The 15,992-nt window shown below is 50.5% G+C and carries 24 protein-coding genes and 1 pseudogene; 2 read left to right on the top strand and 23 right to left on the bottom strand.

Going from position 1 to position 15,992, the window contains the following annotated elements; all coding sequences use genetic code 11:
- Positions 1-58 precede the first annotated feature (58 nt).
- The gene (locus tag ACREYP_RS09135) at positions 59-544 is read left to right on the top strand and encodes a hypothetical protein (protein WP_336821301.1); all 486 of its coding nucleotides are present in this window, start codon (positions 59-61) and stop codon (positions 542-544) included.
- A gap of 400 nt (positions 545-944) precedes the next feature.
- Here ACREYP_RS09135 and ACREYP_RS09130 read toward each other — a convergent pair whose 3' ends face one another.
- From ACREYP_RS09130 to ACREYP_RS09050, 17 genes and pseudogenes are all read right to left on the bottom strand, one after another.
- Positions 945-1,619 (bottom strand): DUF6246 family protein, encoded by a 675-nt coding sequence (locus ACREYP_RS09130; protein ID WP_498881308.1) that lies wholly within the window; start codon positions 1,617-1,619, stop codon positions 945-947.
- A 49-nt stretch (positions 1,620-1,668) separates the two neighbouring features.
- Positions 1,669-2,406 (bottom strand): Ig-like domain-containing protein, encoded by a 738-nt coding sequence (locus ACREYP_RS09125; RefSeq protein ID WP_498881307.1) that lies wholly within the window; start codon positions 2,404-2,406, stop codon positions 1,669-1,671.
- A 56-nt stretch (positions 2,407-2,462) separates the two neighbouring features.
- Positions 2,463-2,861, bottom strand: coding sequence for a phage tail termination protein (locus ACREYP_RS09120; RefSeq protein WP_498881306.1), 399 nt, complete (start codon positions 2,859-2,861; stop codon positions 2,463-2,465).
- Positions 2,858-3,256 carry an HK97-gp10 family putative phage morphogenesis protein gene (locus ACREYP_RS09115; RefSeq protein ID WP_498881305.1) on the bottom strand — a complete coding sequence of 133 codons (399 nt, stop codon included), beginning with the start codon at positions 3,254-3,256 and terminating at the stop codon, positions 2,858-2,860. Before ACREYP_RS09115 ends, ACREYP_RS09120 begins: the two co-directional genes overlap by 4 nt.
- Position 3,257: 1 nt before the next feature.
- Complete coding sequence (locus ACREYP_RS09110) at positions 3,258-3,605, bottom strand: hypothetical protein (RefSeq protein WP_498881304.1); 348 nt, start codon at positions 3,603-3,605, stop codon at positions 3,258-3,260.
- A gap of 24 nt (positions 3,606-3,629) precedes the next feature.
- Positions 3,630-3,779, bottom strand: a complete 150-nt coding sequence (locus tag ACREYP_RS09105) for a DUF551 domain-containing protein (RefSeq protein WP_498881396.1) — start codon at positions 3,777-3,779, stop codon at positions 3,630-3,632.
- On the bottom strand, positions 3,776-4,153 hold the full coding sequence (locus tag ACREYP_RS09100; protein WP_498881303.1) for a DUF7370 family protein: 378 nt from the start codon (positions 4,151-4,153) through the stop codon (positions 3,776-3,778). The genes ACREYP_RS09105 and ACREYP_RS09100 overlap by 4 nt, the downstream gene beginning before the upstream one ends.
- Positions 4,154-4,155: 2 nt before the next feature.
- Complete coding sequence (locus tag ACREYP_RS09095) at positions 4,156-4,332, bottom strand: DUF7302 family protein (RefSeq protein ID WP_498881302.1); 177 nt, start codon at positions 4,330-4,332, stop codon at positions 4,156-4,158.
- A 10-nt stretch (positions 4,333-4,342) separates the two neighbouring features.
- On the bottom strand, positions 4,343-5,419 hold the full coding sequence (locus ACREYP_RS09090) for a major capsid protein (RefSeq protein ID WP_498881301.1): 1,077 nt from the start codon (positions 5,417-5,419) through the stop codon (positions 4,343-4,345).
- 11 nt (positions 5,420-5,430) lie between these two features.
- The gene (locus tag ACREYP_RS09085) at positions 5,431-5,871 is read right to left on the bottom strand and encodes a hypothetical protein (protein WP_498881300.1); all 441 of its coding nucleotides are present in this window, start codon (positions 5,869-5,871) and stop codon (positions 5,431-5,433) included.
- A 6-nt stretch (positions 5,872-5,877) separates the two neighbouring features.
- A complete protein-coding gene (locus tag ACREYP_RS09080; protein WP_498881299.1) occupies positions 5,878-7,272 on the bottom strand; it encodes a DUF2213 domain-containing protein in 1,395 nt (464 codons plus the stop codon).
- Positions 7,273-7,338: 66 nt separating this feature from the next.
- Positions 7,339-7,451: pseudogene (locus tag ACREYP_RS09075) on the bottom strand.
- A 33-nt stretch (positions 7,452-7,484) separates the two neighbouring features.
- A complete protein-coding gene (locus ACREYP_RS09070) occupies positions 7,485-7,829 on the bottom strand; it encodes a hypothetical protein (protein WP_498881298.1) in 345 nt (114 codons plus the stop codon).
- Positions 7,826-8,821, bottom strand: coding sequence for a structural protein (locus ACREYP_RS09065; protein ID WP_498881297.1), 996 nt, complete (start codon positions 8,819-8,821; stop codon positions 7,826-7,828). Before ACREYP_RS09065 ends, ACREYP_RS09070 begins: the two co-directional genes overlap by 4 nt.
- The gene (locus ACREYP_RS09060) at positions 8,763-10,205 is read right to left on the bottom strand and encodes a DUF1073 domain-containing protein (protein ID WP_498881296.1); all 1,443 of its coding nucleotides are present in this window, start codon (positions 10,203-10,205) and stop codon (positions 8,763-8,765) included. The genes ACREYP_RS09065 and ACREYP_RS09060 overlap by 59 nt, the downstream gene beginning before the upstream one ends.
- An 11-nt stretch (positions 10,206-10,216) precedes the next feature.
- Positions 10,217-11,764, bottom strand: a complete 1,548-nt coding sequence (locus tag ACREYP_RS09055; protein WP_498881295.1) for a terminase large subunit domain-containing protein — start codon at positions 11,762-11,764, stop codon at positions 10,217-10,219.
- Positions 11,761-12,324 (bottom strand): terminase small subunit, encoded by a 564-nt coding sequence (locus ACREYP_RS09050; RefSeq protein ID WP_498881294.1) that lies wholly within the window; start codon positions 12,322-12,324, stop codon positions 11,761-11,763. The genes ACREYP_RS09055 and ACREYP_RS09050 overlap by 4 nt, the downstream gene beginning before the upstream one ends.
- Here ACREYP_RS09050 and ACREYP_RS09045 point away from each other — a divergent pair.
- A complete protein-coding gene (locus tag ACREYP_RS09045) occupies positions 12,314-12,631 on the top strand; it encodes a hypothetical protein (protein ID WP_498881293.1) in 318 nt (105 codons plus the stop codon). The genes ACREYP_RS09050 and ACREYP_RS09045 overlap by 11 nt on opposite strands.
- 248 nt (positions 12,632-12,879) lie before the next feature.
- Here the strand turns inward: ACREYP_RS09045 and ACREYP_RS09040 are convergent, their stop codons facing one another.
- From ACREYP_RS09040 to ACREYP_RS09015, 6 genes are all read right to left on the bottom strand, one after another.
- The gene (locus ACREYP_RS09040) at positions 12,880-13,131 is read right to left on the bottom strand and encodes a hypothetical protein (protein WP_498881292.1); all 252 of its coding nucleotides are present in this window, start codon (positions 13,129-13,131) and stop codon (positions 12,880-12,882) included.
- A gap of 66 nt (positions 13,132-13,197) precedes the next feature.
- Positions 13,198-13,323, bottom strand: a complete 126-nt coding sequence (locus ACREYP_RS09035; RefSeq protein ID WP_498881291.1) for a lysis system spanin subunit — start codon at positions 13,321-13,323, stop codon at positions 13,198-13,200.
- 656 nt (positions 13,324-13,979) lie between these two features.
- Positions 13,980-14,363, bottom strand: coding sequence for a hypothetical protein (locus ACREYP_RS09030; protein WP_498881290.1), 384 nt, complete (start codon positions 14,361-14,363; stop codon positions 13,980-13,982).
- Between the two features lie 202 nt (positions 14,364-14,565).
- Complete coding sequence (locus tag ACREYP_RS09025; protein WP_498881289.1) at positions 14,566-15,063, bottom strand: lysis protein; 498 nt, start codon at positions 15,061-15,063, stop codon at positions 14,566-14,568.
- Positions 15,060-15,539 (bottom strand): lysozyme, encoded by a 480-nt coding sequence (locus tag ACREYP_RS09020; RefSeq protein ID WP_498881288.1) that lies wholly within the window; start codon positions 15,537-15,539, stop codon positions 15,060-15,062. The genes ACREYP_RS09025 and ACREYP_RS09020 overlap by 4 nt, the downstream gene beginning before the upstream one ends.
- A 2-nt stretch (positions 15,540-15,541) precedes the next feature.
- Positions 15,542-15,757: a class II holin family protein gene (locus tag ACREYP_RS09015; RefSeq protein ID WP_498881287.1), complete on the bottom strand. Its 216-nt coding sequence runs from the start codon at positions 15,755-15,757 to the stop codon at positions 15,542-15,544.
- Positions 15,758-15,992: the final 235 nt, after the last annotated feature.

Here is a 15,992-nt window from a genome sequence, read left to right as displayed (position 1 = left end):
TCAGTATTTGACGACAAACAATCAAGTGATAGCCTGATGTAAATCTCAAAAAGGATAAATGATGACTAAGTTCGATAGAGTAATGCAAAAGGAAATACTGGAGTTATGCGCAATGATGTATCCCTATCCAGCACAGTTTCTGGCATACGTCTTACCTTCAATTGAACCATTGATCAATAGTGAGTTTAAGATTGACAGTGAGAGAAAGATTAAAGCCAATCTCTTCTACCTAAGAGACCATGGCCTGATAGATTTTATTGGTAACCGCGATTCGTACTATTTGTCCATACTCGAAGAAATGACAGCCACTTGTAAAGGTATTGATTTCATAAGAAACGATGGTGGACTTTCTGCCATCCTTAATGTGCAAACTGTTAGGCTTCATCGGGATACTGTTGTGGTTCTTGAAGACTTGATCAATCTTTCTGGAATGAATACGCAAGACAAAGAAAAAGCAAAGTCATTGCTTGGGGAACTTTCTTTAGAAGCGCTGAAATCCGTTGTTCAGGCTGCTATTAATGCTGGACTTAAGGCTATTTCTTAATAAAAAATCCTTGTGCGTTACTACAAGCGAAAAAGCAGATGCATTGTACAAATCCTGAACTACCTACCAAACGGTGTTCCGCAATTCGTGCTGTTATCAACACCCCCCCTGTCTCTTACCTTTTCCATTCGATGGTCACGACGCATATTTCCTGATCCATCTACCTTATAGATTGGTGACGATACTCGTGTTGAATTCTTATCTGAAGAATACATCTCATCGCTGGATGCGCAAGATGCCAGCAGGGTCAATGAAATAAGAATAAATATTGCTCTCATGAATAGCATCCTCCTTGGCTAGATTTAAAATCCCATACCAACATATCACTACTGATATTGCGAAAAAATAAACGTTTAATAAACAAACAAAGCTTGTCTTTGCCATTTGCAGACTACCCTTTTCAATCCGATTGTGCCAAATTTCTCGCTTTTTTCGCAAAATAATCATCGACAACGCTATCATATTCTTCTTTCGTGAAACCTTTTTGATCTGGGTATTTGGTGTTGAGCAGCAACTGGAACTCGGTCATGGTCAACTTCATCGCTTCATCTTTCGATAAGCCGAAGTGTGAGCGGGCGGCGTTGATGTATTCGATAGCGTGAAATTCTCTCGTCATCTGGCCTGATTCGTTGCGCTGCAGCTTGCGAACTTTCGCCTTTCCAATAATGCCGTGGGTGATAAGCGAGCTGGATATCATCACCATCTCTTCATAAGACATCGCTCCTGGCATCCAGATTAGCTCACCTGTACGACTGCGGCTCGGCACAATTGCGCCGGTCAACGATGCACAGTCATCATCGCAACACGCCTGCAGGATGTTTATTGCCGCGCCAATCGCTTTGTCGGCAAACCCCGGCTTACTGACGTATTCCATCAGCCACGCAGGAACGCTTCCGTAAGCTTCATAGGCGCGAGCAAACAGCGGTGACACTGCGTCATGGTTTAAGTCGTAAAAGGCCTGCACAATCTCTGCTGGCGAGCCTATGCGCGTCATTGCAGCGAATGATGGGCGAAAGAAGTATTCGCGGCGGCCAGCGCCGATAAGGCACTCGCCAATTTCAGTTAAAGGTGTCATTGCTCCCCCATAATCAATATCGAGGGCTCACGGGAACCCTCTGTATTAATTACGCAGTCACGGTGATAGCTGCGGTATCGGTCTTCGCGCCGTCCGCAGTCGTCGCAGTGATGGTTGCGGTGCCAGCTGCTACGCCGGTCACCAGGCCTGTATTGCTCACCGTTGCCTTGGTAGCATCGGAAGATGACCAGGTAACGGCTTTGTTGGTCGCATCAGCCGGCGCGATGTTTGCAGTCAGTTGGCGGGTTGCGCCTACAGCGATGGATACAGTTTTCGGAGATACGGTAACGCCGGTAACCGCAATCTGGTCTTCATCAGGAATCACCTGGAAGGTGGTGCCTTCGTTCAGCTTGAACTCCAGGCTGTAAGTGACGATTTCTTTAACGCCACCGCCGTCGCTCGCACCAGAAACAACCATGTAGCCGATATGGTAGTAGTCGCCCCAATGGAATCGCATCCACACTGTCGGTTGACGGCGGGCCCGAACCTCTTGAGGGATGTAAGCCATCAGCTGCTGAATGCCGAACTCGTCAGAGCGGTCGTTAACGCGAACTTCACCGTCAATTGAGTAAGTCGGGTCGAGCCCTGAAATCATGGTGGAGGTAAATCCACCGTCATCGGCATCAGAGGTCAGGGTTTCCGGGTTGTAGTCCCAGGTGCCAGAAGTCGGCAAGCCAAGCAGTTTCCACTCGGCCTCCGTAGGCATTACGTCAGGGCAGCCGTAGGCAAGCTCCAGCGTTTTTGCTCGACCGATTAGGCGGTCAAATGATGATTCGCAACCTTGCATGGTTTACCTCAAATAAAAAAGGCTGCACATGGCAGCCTGATGGATGGATTAGATATTTAGTCGCCGTAGAGACAGGCGAACATGAGGCGGTAAACGAGCCGCCCCTCAGTAGAGAGTACCGGCGCTGGAGTGCCGCCGAGGTTGGTTATCTGGCCGAGGCATTTGCTGACCAATGGATTTTGCTTCACGAACTCAATGATGCGGTTAACGGCGTCGTCTGCCTTCTGATACTCGGTCACGCCTTTAGCGGAAATGACATCCACCATGACGAAGTAATCACCGCTGATATCTTTATCGATATTTGAACCGCCAGACGGTCGAAACACGATGTAGCTTTTCGCCAGGCGCTTATCGTTAGGGTCATCAGTCCAGACCAGCAGTTGAATGTTAAGCCCTTCGGTCAGGCCACTCTCCATAAAGACATCCCGCACCCGCTTGTACATTGGAGGTGTCATAGGCTCAGTTCCTTGCGGATAATTGCAGCCACCTTGTCGGCGTTATCCTTGAATGCTTTCTCAAGGAATTTTGGCTCTCCTGATGGGTCCCAATAATTACCGCTGCCGTTGGCTCTTGGCCTGCCCCTGAACTTGCCTGATGCCTCATGAACGTAAACCGCATAGTTGGCAGAGTAACCAACACGCCCTGTAACCCGCGTACCATTGACTAGCAGCTCCTGATACTGCGAGTTGACCAGATAAGAGGTATCGATTGGGGTCATCGTCGCTGCGTCAGCGCCAATTATAAATAACGCTGACTTGATAGCCCGCCCAACCTTTCGCCCCTGCACCTCACCGAGCAGCGCATCCAGTTTCTGCTTAGCCTGGCTTACGCCTTTCACTTTAACGCCCATATCAAGCTCCGGTAAGAATTGCATAGTCGTCGGCTGTTCGCTCAAAGGTGTCTGCGTAGCGGATAACCTGCATCACCTCATCCGCACCGGCATTTATCGGGTCGGCGTCAGTCGATGAGCCAATCAGGATGTAATCCCCGCGCCTTGCCTCCGTGAACTCAGTCCAGAAGGTATTTTTAACGGTGATTTCCATCCCGATGCTGCCGATTTTCGCAGACAGCCCACCCTGATAGTCAGCCATGATGATTTCAGGAGATGACCAGCCTAACGAGTCGCCATTCTCAGCAAAGCCGAGGTTTCGCCAGATGGTGCAAGGCGCTGTGTATGACCACGAAGCTGTTGATGACAATTGCTACCCCCTCCACCTGAGAACCTACGCACCAGTCGCCCGGATTTTCTCGCAGTTAATGAACCACTCGCCGTCAGATTTCACGTACCCGGTAGTCTGCCTGCCAGTGTCGGTCATCACCCACACGCGTACGAATGGCTCCGGCATTCGCTGCTTTACGGATATCCACATCAGCAGCCACCGACGACATCAAAGAACCCAACGGAGCTACCAACATCAATTGGGAGCGAGCCAGTGCAACCGGATTTATCCAGTGCCAGAAGCGCATTCCTCATGTTTTTGATATCGCCGCTGTAGTCGAACGATCGGGACGCCCCTGAAGGCGCTGACTGTGATTTAATGCGCTGACTGAAAGCGGTGACTGCCATTAACGTTACGGCGTACACCTTTATCAAAATCAGGTCGCATTCATCGTAGCCAGCCACCTCCAGGCACTGACTTATGCCATCAAGCTTGCAGATGTAAGCGTCAATCATGAAATCAGGAATGGTGTAACCAAGCGCAGACAACTGCTGTTTAACCTGCGCGCCTGTTATCTGCTCTGCCATGATCATGCCTTCTTGGGTGCTTTGTTCTCTGGTTGTTTTTCTTTGGCTCCTTCAGCCAGACCAGCAGCAATCAATGACGCCGCCCGATCTTCGCTAACTTCAATCGTGGAACCGGCCTCTACCTTTTTGAGACCGGCACCCGCGAAGATATTTGAAGAAATAACTTTTACGAGTGCCATGACTTACCTCTTAGCTCGAAGCGTGAACGACAGAGAAGTGACCGTTGATGTCTTGCTTAACCATCAGACCAGCAGCGCCCCAGGTGCGCCATACATAGTCAGAGTTGTAGAACTGACGAGGGTCGGCGACAGTGCCGAATGCCTGGCCGACGATTGGAGCAATAACACCTGCAGCCAGTGGCACGATCAGGATTTCGTTACCGGTCAGCTCAGAGTCTTCCTTGATGGCAGAAATGCCAGCCAGTTTGGCAATCTCTTCCAGAACGGTTCGCAGGGAGTTAACGTCGAAATACTGCTCCCAGTTCGACATGATCTCGGATGAGATGTACCAGGTTTGCTGGCCGTACTGGTAGTTTTGCAGCTTCAGCACATCGCGCAGGGCAATTGCAGCAGCACGCATGGCTTTCGGGTCAGTGCTGGTTGCGAAGTTAACAGTAAGGGTAACCTGAGCTACTCGCTCATCATGACGAAGGCCTTTCCACGTCTTGTCATCAAACTTAACGTAGTTGCCTGCCGCATCACGGAAGCCTTCCCAGATGTAGTTAACATACTGGCGGCGAACGTCATCCACGGAACCGGACTGAGCATCTGCAAGAGATGAAAGAGCGGAACCTTTGTTGAATACCGGGTCACGCCAGTTGAACTTAAAGCCGCTGTCATGAATCGGGACCATGGTGCCATCGAAGGTGTAGGACTTCGCATCCAGAGCCGCGCCAATCTGTCCGGACATGGATGTGTGAGCCCAGCCACGGCCACCGGTGCGAGCGTATTCATACACCGACTCTTCCAGGCGAACTGAGCGAGACAGAGGCATCAGGTCATTCAGCAGGGTGAACTCGGTGTTAGGCTCGAATTGCGCCAGGACGGTTTGGTCATACGCCTTATACAGGCGGCGGATATCGTCAATGGCGTTCACAGCATTGAGTTCAGGTGCATCCTCTGCATCACCGCGCCACTTGGTGCGTGCAATGAAGTCTGCCGCCGCCTGAGCGCTGGCGTTACGTGCTGATACCAGCTTTTTGAACTGGGAGGAGTTAACCCCAAGGTTGCCAGTTTCAGTGGCTTTTTTGGTGGAAAATACAAACATGCAGGTTCTCCTTACTTGATTACTACGCGCAGGAGATCACCTGCTGTCGCGATAGTGTATGAGCGGTCTTCTTCCACATAGGCGCGGGTGGCTTCGTCGGCGACCTTGGCCTTAACGCGACCATTAGCGATCGACAGTGGCTGACCCTTTGTATAGGTGCCTGCTGCCGCTGGCACGTTGAAGAACACGCCTGGTGTAGGATGGAATCCAACAACCCAGTCGCCCGCTGCAATGGTGTCATCCACCGTTTTGCAGCGCAGATAGTCGTAGTTGGCTACATAGAGGATCGCATCCTCTTTGCCATCTACAGATGCGGTGAATTTCTTCGTTGTGTTATCGAAGAATCCTACAGTGCCGGGCTTGGTGTCCGCCGCCGCCGCCCCTTCACGGTGCAGCTGTGGGTTGGCGAAGATGCCGCCTGCGTGAATTACGTGCTTACCGTCTTTAGCCATTTCTTATTACTCCGGCATGTCGCTGAAAGATTGGTTATTCGTTGCCTGGCGATATGCGCCGCTCAGGCCGGTAGATGTCTGGCATTGAGCAAAAAAGCCATCGAGTGCTGCGCCGTCCAGTGCGTTAACCGCCAGGTCATCAAGGCCGAACTTCGCTTTAACAGCGGCTCGCTTTTCGCCTTTCTCTTTGTCAGAGTTAACGGCAATGCCAGCTTCGATGGCGGTCAGCTTCTCTGCGAAAGGCGTAAACCATGATGGTGCTTCGCTGTTGGTCGCCTGTTCTTTGGCTTTCTTCTCATCAGCCTCTTTTTTCTCGCGAGCGGCTTTCTTTTCCGGGGTTTCAGATTTGGCTTTGGCCTCATCTGCGGTCATCTGGTTGTATGCATCCAGCAGCTCCGCTTCGGTCTTGCCTTCAGTCGGCTTACCCTTCGCTTTGAGCGCATTTACGATCATGTATTTCATGGGGTTATTAACTCCGTTGGTTTTGATTTCGTACTCAGTTGGCTTGCGCACGACTTCTACAGGTTCGCCGACGAACACGGCCTTGCCGTCATCGCCGATGAGGTATTTTTGTTTGAGGTATTTGGTGTCATTACGGTATATGAAGCTGTCTGGCCACACACTTTCAGGCCATAGCCACTTATCGCCCTCTCTCGCCTCTCCAAGCTTGTCGCTGATAGCTCGCTGGATGTCGTCGAAAGAGAAATTGGAAGCGTTGGTGAAGAAGAACTTTGTTTTGTTGAGCAGTCCTTCGCGAGTGAGGTCGGAGGCGCTTGAGAGTAGAGCCACTTCAATCTCTTGCTCATCGCCTTCGGCATTTACGAAAATACCGACGCCATCTCCTGGCGTTCCAGCCCCAGGCTCATCAAGCAGCACGGCCACATGGTCAAAGTTCATGTTCGTGGCGATTTCGTTGTACTTCTTGCCCTTTGACTCACCATTGGCGGCGATGCCGGAGTACAGAAGTCCGGTTGAGATGTGAATCGGCTCTACGTTGGTTCCTGCCGCCATTTCATCAAGGCGGTTAACCAGTCGCTTACCCTTCTCGCTGGACTCTGCATACTGCCGGTCAACGTACATATCACCGCTGACCCTGCCACCTTCATGACTGACGTTCTGGAGCCATGCCCCAACGTGATAGTTATTCACCGCCCGAACATCGCGAGCCGATACATGTTTCCCATCTACCTTCGGGTGGCCGAGTGGCATTGGGTTTCGCTCAAGGGTGTTGTATGCCTTTTCGATTTCGGCTGCCGGGTACAACTTCCGGTTCATCACAATATCGTCCACGACAGGCGTGATGCCGCGAACCACGATATGTGGCTTGCCGTCGACGGTTTCAGTGGTGATGTTTGAAGCGGAGTTGACTACGGTCAGCACGTTAACGCGATTGCGTTTCATGCTGGGTCCTCATGGATGGATTTCAGTCAATAAAAAACCCAGCGCGAGGGCTGGGCATGTAAGGGGTTGCGGCTGCTGGACTCGAACCAGCACTCTCGTCAGGCGTCAACATCATGCCGTACCGAGCACGACCACATGGCCGTGTTGATGCGTTACTCTACCTATTGAGTTACGCCGCAATAAAAAGGCCACCTGAGCGACTTTGTTGAGGATTAATCTAGACCCCATTGCTCTGGGTTTTCGTAACCAAGTTTTGGTAGCTGTACTGACGTAAGTACACCATTTGTATGCCCAGTATTAAATAACGGTATATTGGTAACTACCCCATAAGCATTAACCTGTCTGAATGGATCATTTTCAATGGCATCGACAATCTGTTTCCGACTAATCTCTACGGAAGCACCAGACTGTACATCCTTAACCAGATCATCGAGGCTAACGAAAATTTCGCGGCCGTGATTTCTGGAGTTGGCATTAGATAACGATATATAAACGCGCCTTCCTACTTCTCGAATATCCATGTATCCCCCAATAGTTTGAAGAAACAGCATATTCATGTAGTAGCTTTTGTCCACTCCTTCCGTTCTTTCGCCATCTTATCCGCCAGCCCCTCGTTGTAAATGCTGCCATCATCATTCAGCAGGCATGGAATCTGGCTGCAGTAGCAGTTGTACCGGTTGCCGCCGTCAGCGTAGAAGTCCCGCACTTCCTCGGTCGTGTAAACGTGTCCGTGGCGAGCTGCATGCCAGCTCCGGGTGGTTGCCTTTAGCGCTGAAAGCCACATCAAGCCGGTATTAAGACCCAGCCTGTCAGATGCCCAGTCAGTTTCATTCCATTGAGCCTGGCGAAGTGCTCCAACCTGCTCGGTCTGAGCGATAGTCTTCGCCTTTGCCATCGACACATCAAGCCGCTTGCTAACGATGCTGGCGGTTTCGCGTGGGTTTATGCCGCGTCCTATCACATCAGCAATGATGTTCGCAAGGTCAGCTCGGGAAGAGTCGGCAATGCCTTTCCAGTCGCTGTAGGTGCTGATAAATGCGCTGGCGATCTGGTTCTGGTATGCAGCGGTTGATAGCAACTGCTGAAGCGTTGTCTGGCTTGCGTACACCGATGACTGCGCAGAAATGTTGGTGTATGCCGAGTGCGTTCCTCGCTCATACTCTGCTGCGACGTAGTCAAGCGCCCAGAGCCGCTGACTGCCGCCATCAAGCAGCGCATCATCCAAAATGGTTTGCACCACTTGCAGCAGGTCGGCAAGCTGTGCGGCGGTCATGTCGTAGATGTACGTCCCGGCGTTAACTTGGTATAGCGTAGGCTCTGCGCCTTCGTTATTGCACAGCATCCATGACCGCTGGCAGTTATCCACCCTCTCGCGGCCTGTCATCCTCTGGTCGAATAGCACCTTCAGCCGCCGCTTGATGTCCAGATATCGGCTTTCTATATCATTGAACATCCGGCTGACTTGCCGTGCTGACTGGGTGGGGTCTTTCTTATTGCGCGGTACTATCGGCGTTCCGATTCTCGTCTTTTGCTCCGGTAAGAGGATCATCGGTTGTCACCTTTTTGTTTGGGTCTGGTATCTCCGCCTCTTTGCGAGGCTCAAGCTCTCCAACTGCGCGAACTTCGTTCTCATCCACCACTGGAGTACCGAAAGCTTGCTGAGTTTTGTAGGCCACGTCAGCCATGGTTGCCATGTTGGCCAGCTTCTCTTTCTCGCTGGGAGCCAGTAAGTCAGACCATGCCAGTGTTACCTCGCCGGAAGAGGGAGGCTCGATAATGCCAATCTTCCAGAACCGCTCCAGCAGACGAGTAATAACGTCGGACATAAAGCCCCATCGCCGCTCATTGCAGCGGTTAGCCCATGCGGTCTTATCTTCCTCTGATGCCAGGTTACCGGTCTGCTTTCCGAACAGAATGTTGAAAGGGCATTGAATGGTTGCCGAGAACTGGTTGGCCGAGACAGTCCATGTTGGAGTTGGGTCGGCAGCAGCCACTGAAAGAACGCTCGTTCTACCAGCCTGCATGGCAATCGCAGCATCCGTCCCTCGGTTAAGCTTGTTCACTTTGTCGTTCATCGCATCGCCAAGGCTGTCATAGCCTGCGGCCTTGGCTTGCTTGACGAGCTCGTCAGTCTGGGTTGCCGCATCAAACTCCATCGCAAGCTGACGACTGGCATTCTTCAGGAATCCCTCAGCGCTGCCACCCTTGGTCTTTTCGATATCCAGAAGGTCGTTATACCCAGCTTCAAGAAGCGGGATGCCGGAGAGGATATTCTCATCCTCAGAGCCTTCGCACAGAAGGATGATGCGGTCTGGATGAACCATCACTGAGCGAGGGCTGCTGTACGCACCCTCATCGCCAATTGGCTGCTCATTGAACTGGTAATTGACCGGCTGACCGTAGGTTTCTGACCATGTGTCGATATCCAGATTGCCAGGCTTAACCTGCGGCTCCCATGCAGGGATTAGCTTAACCAGGGCGTTAGCGCCCTGCGCTTTCACAACGGCAGTATCAACAGATTGATCCCAGTCCCTGCTGTCCCTGACCTGAATGAGAAGCGCCGAATATCGACCAACCATATTCCTGCGGTCAGCGTCCTTAATCTTCGGCCACAGCTTTTTCATCAGCTTGGTGGCTTTCTTTTCCCACGCTGTGGTTTCAGTGGCCTCTTTTTCTTCGTCGCCATCGATAATTGTCGGGCGATCAACCCAGCAGGAGTCGAGCAGCTTATGCACAGCTGCGAATCCGGAGGAGCCGCGCCTGTATTGACGATGGAAATCGGCAAAGTTCAGGATGTCCGGGTAACCGAACTCATCCCACAGCTTCGTGCGCTTCACGTTGCCATTGCGACCGGCATAGAGCATGCGCTGCCGCCCTATTTGCTCAGCAAGGGCGTTTACGAGGAATTTGACCTCGCTACTTTGTTCACTCACTGAGTGGCTCCTTAGAAGAATATTGCGCCTGTGCGCCTTGGAGAATGAAGGACTGCGTATCTCGTTGCATCCCAGTCGTGGTCTTCTTGGGTGGTATCAACGTCATCAGGTTTCTTGTCGTCACGAACCAGTACCGGTATGCGGCTTATCCATCCCCGGCAGTGCTCCATGACATAGAACGCTGGTTTTTCCGGGATGCCTGATTCTGATTTTCTTCCCTCAATGACGGCCTCAAGCATGTCAGCAAAGACCGAAGCGCCATTGACGCGGGAGCCTGGCTTTTTGTCAGCCGGCAACCACTTGACGCCCTGCGCCTCCATTTTCTGCGCGATTGATAGCTCGTTGTCGCCAGTGTTGAAAATGGCACCGTCAGCGGGACCAGGGATAACCTTTTTGCAGATGCCGGGGATGATGTGCATTTGCCCCTTGCCCTGCACTTCTTCCGGCTCATCCACCTCTTCACCAGAGAGTCGCCTATCAATCCAGGCTACGCCTTTTGCGACGTTTGTGGATGACATGTTAAGTCCCTTGTTTAGTTCATCAGGCGGGCAGCCGTACCACTCACCGATAAGAATCAGGGAGTCAGCAGGAGGGCAGAAAGCCCGCCCATCGGGAAGCGTTGCCGCCGTTCCGTCAGAGCGAGCCCACCACAGGTTAGAGAACGGTTTCGACTCACCCCAGTCATGGGAGCGGTCAACCGTCCAGCTATCAGGGATGGTGAAAGGCTTGATGACGTGTAGCGATTCATTCCACAGATGGTCAAAGCGGCCCCCGCTGGTTACATCCCAGGAGCCCTCTACCCACGCCTTGCGCCGGTTAGGGTCTTTGATTGCCATCAGTGTTGCGATGTACTGAGGGTCGAGATAAGGGTTCTCTTTGAAAGAGCCGTGAATGGCAACGCGGGTAAGCGTCACATCCTCTTCTCGCTCAGTTTGAGGGTTAAACACCTTCTGCGTTTCGCGGATTATTGTTCCGCGAGGAGCTGGCTCAATGAACCTCTTCTTCACCCATGTATGACCAATGCCAAACGGGTTGGTCGTACTGAAGGTTTCCAGTGGAATTGGCTTCAGCAATGAACCATCCGTAAGGGGATAATTCTCCGGCCTGAAGGACGATCGACGGCAGGAGAACATCATTTCGTAGAACTCGGCTGACTGCTGCTTTGTCAGCTCGTTAAAGCCGATAAAGGGGAATTCCTGGCCGTGATAGTCCCAGTAGTCACCCTCTTCTTTGCCAAACCGGAATAGCAGCTCTTCTCCAGTTGGCCACACCCAGCGCAGCTCAGATGCCGAAGCAAGGTAGCGAGCGCCATCGTTAAATAGCCGGTACATACGCTTTGACTGGGTGATGATGTCGGTGAGGTTTTTATACTCGGTGTCGAATATCACCCCACGCCAGAAAGAACCGTAACCAAGGCCAACCAGACGACGAAATCGGGCTAGCTGTGCCGCAGTCTTTCCGGGGCCCCGTGTTCCCTCGTAAAGTATCTCGTTACAAGGGCAGCTCAGAGATAGCGATTGCGAGCCAGGTAGCGGCTTCCATACTGCTTTGTATGTCATCCACCTAAAACCTCGCTCTGTTGCTGCTGTGCCGTTTTTTCCCAGTCTTCTACGCTGTCGCAAGACGGAACCGGCATGATGTTGTGAGTGGCCGTAACCTTCTGCTCTACCTGCTCTTTGAACGCCTGAACAGATACGTGCTTACCTAGCAGCTCAAGGTTCTTCACTTTATCCGGCCACTTAATCTTCTTCATCAGGGCGGCGGCGCTGCCTTCTGATGCCATTTCCATCACATCCATACCTGATAACGTAGTGCGCCATACCTTCGGCCACTCAGCAATTGGTTTTAATTCACCGTTTGATAGCAGAATGTCCAGCACGTCCATCTGGTCTATCTCAACAAGACGATGAAGGACATAGGCAGCATTAATAGACAGTTCCTCGTTGCGATTAGATTTTAGTTCGGCGATTCTGGTCTGAATGTCAGGTTTCGTTAAGTTTTCGCAACCTAACGCACGGGCGGTTTTTTCGCTGTACCCCGCCCGAATAGCCGCCTGTGTGGCGTTTAAATCGATGAGGTACTCGCGACAGAACATTTCTTGTTTGTCGGTGAGTGCCATTATTTATCCTGAGGTGAATATGGAAAATTGCCCAGTATGTGGATCTGAACTCAACACATCTCCACGTAAATATCTTGAAAACCCTGATGGTGAGTTTTTAGTTTCCACCATTTACGACTGCCCAAATGATGGGCGCTTTGCTTTATTACTAGGTTCTAATGAGGTGCTTGCCCTCAGCGAAATGGCCAGGTTAAAAGCATCTCAGTACCTTGGCGGTCACGATGGCAAACTGCGGATATTGAGTATTAGCTTGAAACATAACGGTGAAGCTAGAATATTTTGCAGGGCGTGGGACTGTGAAACCTGATTCCCCTACCACAGTTCAGGTTGACTGCTAATGAAGGGTAACCAGCTTGTGCGGAAACACGGTGTGACCCGTTACTGATTAACTCCACCCACTCGCATGTAAGGAGTCCGCTGTGGCGGCATGGTCTTCGTTGAAATGGAGAGACTGTGACGGGGTGATGCTGTGGTAAGGAAAAAAAGGCCACCCGATGGTGGCCTTTGCGATGGCTCTAAAATCGCCAAGAAGTAGTATTGGAAGTGAATTATACGCTAGTCATTATCGATGGTGTATTTACCACCAAATGATTCAGCAATTTTTTTGCTAATCATGTGGGAGAAAAGGAGGTCATCTTCAGTGTCCGCCCATTCATGGACAATAAATGCACTTCCATCACCCATTTGATGGACTGTAACGTTACTTATTTCTCCATTTAACAATCCAAATTTTAGCTCTTTCTTAAACTGTTCAAAATCGTAACTACCATCAAAGATACATCTTCCAGAATATGATTGCTTTTCCATACAAACCCCAAAGATAAAACCAACAGCATATGCAAACCTTAAAGAAAGGTCATCTATCAACTACGTTTATTTCTGGCACTGCTGCCTGATGTAGTCCTGCAGGTAGTTGACCTGACCGGTCACTGCTTCGATTCGCTGTCGGAGAAGGAAATAACCCCGTTTAACGACATCAGTAAGTCCGGATACTGTCACGCAGCACTAACGGCTGACAGTAATCACTCATTTATGTGATCTAAGTCACATTTAATTTGACTTATCTCAAATTCTCACTAAAGTTTCGCAGGAGTTTTTACGGTAAATGGATGAGTAAAATCTTAATCTTCAGCGGGATAAGTGATGTCACCTCCCGCTTATTTTTTCTAAATACACACCAAAAAAACTCCAGTTATTCCAGTCAAGCTGAAACCGAATCGGAATACTTATTGCTGTTTTTTAGCTCTTTGCTTGCTCCAACCAGGATTAATATCACTCGTTCACGAGTAAATAATTTGTCCAACTAAACGGGTTTCGATTTGTTAACGAAGATATGCCACCTTTGCCTCAAGACTAAAGAGCATTTCAAATCATAAACAGCATCGAAAAAAAACCGCTCGGACAGAGCGGTCTAAAACAAGGCATAAGAGAGCAATACGCGGAAACCGCTAACCAAGCTTAGAAGGTAATTTCACTTTAGATAGGACATTTCAAAAATAATTTATTTATTCCTAAAAACCTTCAAAACAAGTTGATTAGTTCAGGAAACCCCGTACAGTAGCGCGACTTTGTAACGATGATGCTGTTTGCATCCTCTCAGGAATAGAAGGATTTCCTGCTCCTGAGAGTTTTTTTTAAAAGAAAGCAAAAAAAATTCACTTTCGTAAGATTTCAAGCAGATCCTTTTCAAACAAACCCGTGCTTTTACACTCAACGGGCTTGATCTTATCGTTTCCATCCGAAGTAACTAAACCCACAACCCCTGTGACAACCACGCTCACATTGCTACCTTCCCCTGCGCTCCATATCTGGGTCACAATTCTTGATTGCTCCTGAATATTTTGTGTTTGCGGAAGCGCGGAACAGTCCAGATAGTTACTTACTACTCCCTCATCACTACTAACAGCCGCAACAATCCCGGTGGTGTTGTCCTGCACCGACGGGTTAAGTCCTTTTTGTTGATAGTAAGCTGTTAGTGCATTGAAAAGTTCTTGCGGTTTACGGTTACCAATTTTAACGATCGATGCCGCATCATCCATACCCGGAGCTTTTGTTTGAGTAGAGTCTCCCTGAGCGCCTGGCTTTACTGGCCCATAGACATTTATGCAGCCACTGAGTAGCAGCACAACAGCAGGTATTAGCTTTCTCATAATAGTTAGCGGTAATAAAGTGTCGTGCAGCCTGCCAGATTGGTGCACAGGATAGCCAAAAGAAAAAATTTATATCTCATATGTAGATTCCTTAGTGATTAAGTAATGCCTTCATTGATGCTGCCTGGTTCGCACACTGCTGCCGGATATATTCCTGTAGCCCTGTTATTTGCTTGTTGCTGGTTTCGATTCGCTCCCGGAGACGGAAATAATCCCGTTCAGCGGAGTCAGTAAGTCCGGGGCCGGTTGCATCATCCACGCCGGGGGCGCTGGCGGCGGTACGCACTGGCTTACAGGTAGCGTTGAGGTGCAGCCGCTTATCACCAGCAGCAACATCGTGCTGCAGCTGCTCAATAGTCTGTTTGGCATCGGCCAGCTCCTGAGTGTATTTCGTATCGAGCGCTGCAACATCGCGCTGCCGAGTCTGCATATAGTTGATTGTCGCGGTAGCTTGGCTCAACTTCGTGTTTGCTGCGTCTCTCTGCTCTTTGTATGCAAGAGCGTTTGAGCGGTAGTGATCGACTGCCCAACAGAGGCTAAACAGGATTGCAGCCACTACAGCACAGCTAATTATCGTTGCGTGGTTCATTTCTGGCTCCAGTTGCAAACCTCGCGCTCCACCTCACGCCGATTCATGAGCCCTTTCCACTGCTTGCCACCGGCATAAGTCCACTGTCGCAGGCCATCACACGCAGCCTGATAATTCCCAGCGTTGAGTTGGAGTAGAAGTGAAGAACGCTCGAATGCTCCCACCCCAACGTTGTAGCTGAAACTGATGAGCGCCGCTTTCTGATATTCGCTAGTCGGCACCTTCACGGAGCGTTCGACGGAGTGAGCGAATGGCTGCAGGTCTTTATCGAGCATCGCTTTGCATTCGGCCTGTGAGTACGTTTTGCTCTTGATAATGTCGGCACCCGTATGGCCGTAGCAAACGGTGAGTATCCCGGCGACGTCGTAATACGGCGTATAGCGAACGCCTTCCAGATCGTTCAGCATCGTACCGGCTATTGCTATTGCGCCAGCACCTGACATGCCGAGTAGTGCTTTTCTCAGTGCTGGATTCATGCTTATTCGCCTCGCGCAGCTTTGCACCTGTCTTCTTTGATTTTGAAATAGAGACTAGTTAACCAGGTAAGAAGCCCAAAGAACAAGCTGCCTATTACGCCTATGGCCGCCCACTGCTCCGGGGAATGGCTATCCAGTAGCCTGTTAAACCAAAAGACAGCACCTCCTCCTGAAGTACCGTAGGCAATGCCAGTTGATAGTTTGTCCATGCGATACATCTCTCACCTCCCGCTTACGGGCTGTGCTGTGTGTTATTGAAGGGAAAAGTGAATGCGCATTGCGCTTAGTGTTTTTGGTTTGCGCTCACCCCGTTACCGCTATGCGCTACAGAGGGATGAGGGTGTTCCGGGATTTGGGGTGAGCACAAAACAAAAAGCTACCGATTTTGGGAGGTTTTTATTAAACAACTTTGTTAATAACATCCCGAGTTGGATTTAAAACTGAATGAAAAGG

The sequence above is a fragment of the Enterobacter sp. TMH.L2 genome (genome assembly GCF_050847315.1).
GTDB lineage: Bacteria > Pseudomonadota > Gammaproteobacteria > Enterobacterales > Enterobacteriaceae > Cedecea.
This window is presented reverse-complemented; position numbering and strand designations above follow the sequence as displayed.